General features: G+C 72.7%; 3 protein-coding genes. All 3 read left to right on the top strand.

Annotation, left to right across the window (positions count from 1 at the left end; genetic code table 11):
- Nucleotides 1–121 precede the first annotated feature (121 nt).
- The 3 genes from trpS to ACFV6I_RS25515 all read left to right on the top strand — a co-directional run bounded on the left by trpS (nt 122) and on the right by ACFV6I_RS25515 (nt 3,050).
- Nucleotides 122–1,204 carry a tryptophan--tRNA ligase gene (trpS, locus tag ACFV6I_RS25525; protein WP_380334932.1) on the top strand — a complete coding sequence of 361 codons (1,083 nt, stop codon included), beginning with the start codon at nt 122–124 and terminating at the stop codon, nt 1,202–1,204.
- Between the two features lie 183 nt (nt 1,205–1,387).
- A complete protein-coding gene (locus tag ACFV6I_RS25520) occupies nt 1,388–2,344 on the top strand; it encodes an LD-carboxypeptidase (RefSeq protein WP_380427816.1) in 957 nt (318 codons plus the stop codon).
- A gap of 31 nt (nt 2,345–2,375) precedes the next feature.
- Complete coding sequence (locus ACFV6I_RS25515) at nt 2,376–3,050, top strand: nucleoside/nucleotide kinase family protein (RefSeq protein ID WP_380427814.1); 675 nt, start codon at nt 2,376–2,378, stop codon at nt 3,048–3,050.
- The last annotated feature ends 262 nt before the right edge of the window (nt 3,051–3,312 follow it).

Below are 3,312 nucleotides of genomic sequence, written 5' to 3'. Positions count from 1 at the left end.
GGGACGGCCACCCCACCCGCTCGACCAGGGCCGTCCGGAATGGACGGCCCTTTCGCGTTTCCCACGGAACGGGCCCCCGCCCCGGACGGCCGCCACCGCCGCCGTACCGAGGAGAAACCCGATGACCACCGCGACGACCGCGACCAACGCGACGACCCCGACGACCTCGACGACCCCGTCCGTGGCCACCACCGCCACCTTCACCGCCGACCCGGCCGGCCACCGCGTCCTCACCGGGGACCGCCCCACCGGACCGCTGCACCTCGGCCACTACTTCGGCACCCTGCACAACCGCGTCCAGCTCCAGAACCAGGGCGTCGAGATGTTCGTCGTGATCGCCGACTACCAGGTCATCACCGACCGGGACATCGCCGACCGGCTCGCCGAGCACACCGAGAACCTCGTCCTCGATTACCTCGCGGCCGGCCTCGACCCCGACCGCGCCACGATCTTCGCGCACAGCGCCGTCCCCGCCCTCAACCAGCTGCTGCTGCCCTTCCTCAGCCTGGTCAGCGTCGCCGAACTGAACCGCAACCCCACCGTCAAGGACGAGATCGCGCACTCCCGCCAGTCCGCCGTCAACGGGCTGATGTTCACCTACCCCGCCCACCAGGCCGCCGACATCCTCTTCTGCAAGGCGAACCTCGTCCCGGTCGGCCAGGACCAGCTGCCCCACCTCGAAGTCGCCCGCACCATCGCCCGCCGCTTCAACGAGCGCTACCCGCACGCCGACGGCGGCGCCGTCTTCCCCACCCCCCGCGCACTGCTCTCCGATGCCCCGCTGCTGCTCGGCACCGACGGCGGCAAGATGAGCAAGAGCCGGGGCAACTCCGTCCCCCTCGGCGCCACCGAGGACGAGACCGCCCGGATCATCCGCGGTGCCAGGACCGATGCCGACCGCCGGATCGACTACGACCCGGCCAACCGGCCCGAGGTCTCCAGCCTCGTCCTGCTCGCCGCGCTCTGCCAGGACCGCGCACCCGAGGAGATCGCCGAGGAACTCGGCGACGGCGGGGCCGCCGCGCTCAAGCGCACCGTCACCGACTCCGTCAACGAGTACCTCCGCCCCCTGCGCGCCCGCCGTGCCGAACTCGCCGCCGACCGAGGCCACCTGCGCCAGGTCCTGCGCGACGGGGCCGAACGCGCCAACGCCGTCGCCGACGCCACCCTCGACGAGGTCAGGAAGGTGATGGGGGCGATCTGAAGAACCGCCCCGCACCGTCGGGGCACCTCCGGCGTACCTTCGGCGTACCTCCGGCGCACCTTCGGCCCGAAGACGTCGGCTCGCGGACATCGGCCCGTCGAAACGGGGGCATATCGTCACCGGGCGGCCTCGACCACACCGAGGCCGCCCGTACCCGGCCTCCCCCGAAAGGCGTCCCGGCCCATGGACCAGCACCCGACCACGCCCGGCCAGGGTCTGACCCGCCCGCCGCACCTGCGCCCCGGCGACCACATCGCCGTCGTCGCCCCCAGCGGCCCGATCGACTCCCAGCGACTCACCGACGGCTGCGCGATCCTCCGCTCCTGGGGCCTGCGGGTCACCGTCGCCCCGCACGTCCTCGACGCCCACCCCACCCTCGGCTACCTCGCCGGCACCGACGCCGACCGCGCCGCCGACCTCCAGTCCGCCTGGCTCGACCCCACCGTCGACGCCGTCATCTGTGCCCGCGGCGGCTACGGCGTCCACCGCATGGTCGACCTGCTCGACTGGGACGCCATGCGCGCCGTCCCGCCCAAGCCGTTCATCGGCTTCAGCGACGTCTCCTCCCTCCAGGAGGCCTTCGCCCAGCGGCTCGGCATCGCCACCCTCTACGGGCCGATGAGCGCGGCCGGCTCCTTCATCGCCGACGGACCGACCGCCGAGCACCTGCGCCGCACCCTCTTCGAGCCCACGGCCACCACCGTGCTCACCTCACCGACCGCCACCGCCCTCGTCCCCGGCCGCGCCAGGGGCGTCACCGCGGGCGGCTGCGTCCACGTCCTCGCGGCCGAGCGCGGCACGCCCGCCGCCCGGCCCTCCTACGCCGGCGGCATCCTGATCCTGGAGGACGTCAACGAGCACCCGTACCAGCTCGATCGGCTCCTCACCCAGTTCCTGCGCTCCGGCGCGTTCGACGGGGTCGCCGGCATCGCACTCGGCTCCTGGGACGGCTGCGGACGGCTCCACCGCGTCCGGGACGTCATGCTCGACCGCCTCGGCCCGCTCGGCATACCCGTCATCTGGGAACTCGGCTTCGGCCACTGCCCCTCCACCCTGACCGTCCCGCTCGGCGTCCCCGCCGTCCTCGACGCCGACGCCGGCACCCTCACCCTGGAAGTGCCCGCCCTCGCCGAGCGGTGAGACCCGGGCCGGCGGTGAGTAGGGTGCGGCCATGAACGAGGACCGCCTCACCGCCCTCGCCCTCGGCTTCCTCCGGGGCCCGGGCAGCAACGCCCGTACGATCCTCGGACTTGCCGGCCCGCCCGCCGCCGGCAAGTCCACCCTGGCCCGGCACCTCGTCGCCGAGATCGAACGCGCCGAAGGCCCCGGCAGCGCCGGGTACGTCCCGCTCGACGGCTTCCACCTGTCCGCCGCCCAGCTGGACCGCCTCGCCCTGACCCACCGCAAGGGCGCCCCCGCCACCTTCGACGCCCACGGCTACGTCGCCCTGCTGCGCCGCATCGCCGCCGACCGCTTCCAGGACATCTACGTCCCCGACTTCGACCGCACCCTCGACGAACCGGTCGCCGCCCGCCACGTCGTCCGCCCGCACACCCGCCTCGTCATCACCGAGGGCAACTACCTCGCCTCCACCGACACCCCGTGGCCGGAGGCCCGCCGCCTGCTGCGCGAACTCTGGTACGTGGACATCGACGACGCCCTCCGCGAGGAGCGCCTGCTCCGCCGCCACCGCGACGGCGGCCGCGACGAGGCCACCGCCCGCCACTGGGTGACCGGCAACGACCACCCCAACGGCGAGTACGTGAAAGCCGGCCGCGCCCTGTGCACCCGGACCGTCCCCGGCAGCGGCTTGCCCGTGACGTCGGCCAGGGGTAGTGTTCTCTAGTCGCTCGGCAGGGAGCACCGGACACGCATCGGCGCGGACGGTCCCGGGGCGGCCAATCCTTTTGAAACACCATTTCCCGGTTCGGGCTGGGTCGCGTCTTGTCGCGGCTTGGTTCCTATTCGGCGTGCTCGTTTTATTGGATTGCGGCCGATTCGCTTTTCGGAGCAGGGATCGGCTAGAGTTTGAAACGTCGGACGGGGCGTCAAGCCGCAGAAGACACCAGCGAGTTGGATGAACGAAGCGCCGGAAACGGAGCGGAAAA

Origin of the sequence: Kitasatospora sp. NPDC059803 (genome assembly GCF_042732255.1) — a bacterium.
Classification (GTDB): Bacteria; Actinomycetota; Actinomycetes; order Streptomycetales; family Streptomycetaceae; genus Kitasatospora.
This window is presented reverse-complemented; position numbering and strand designations above follow the sequence as displayed.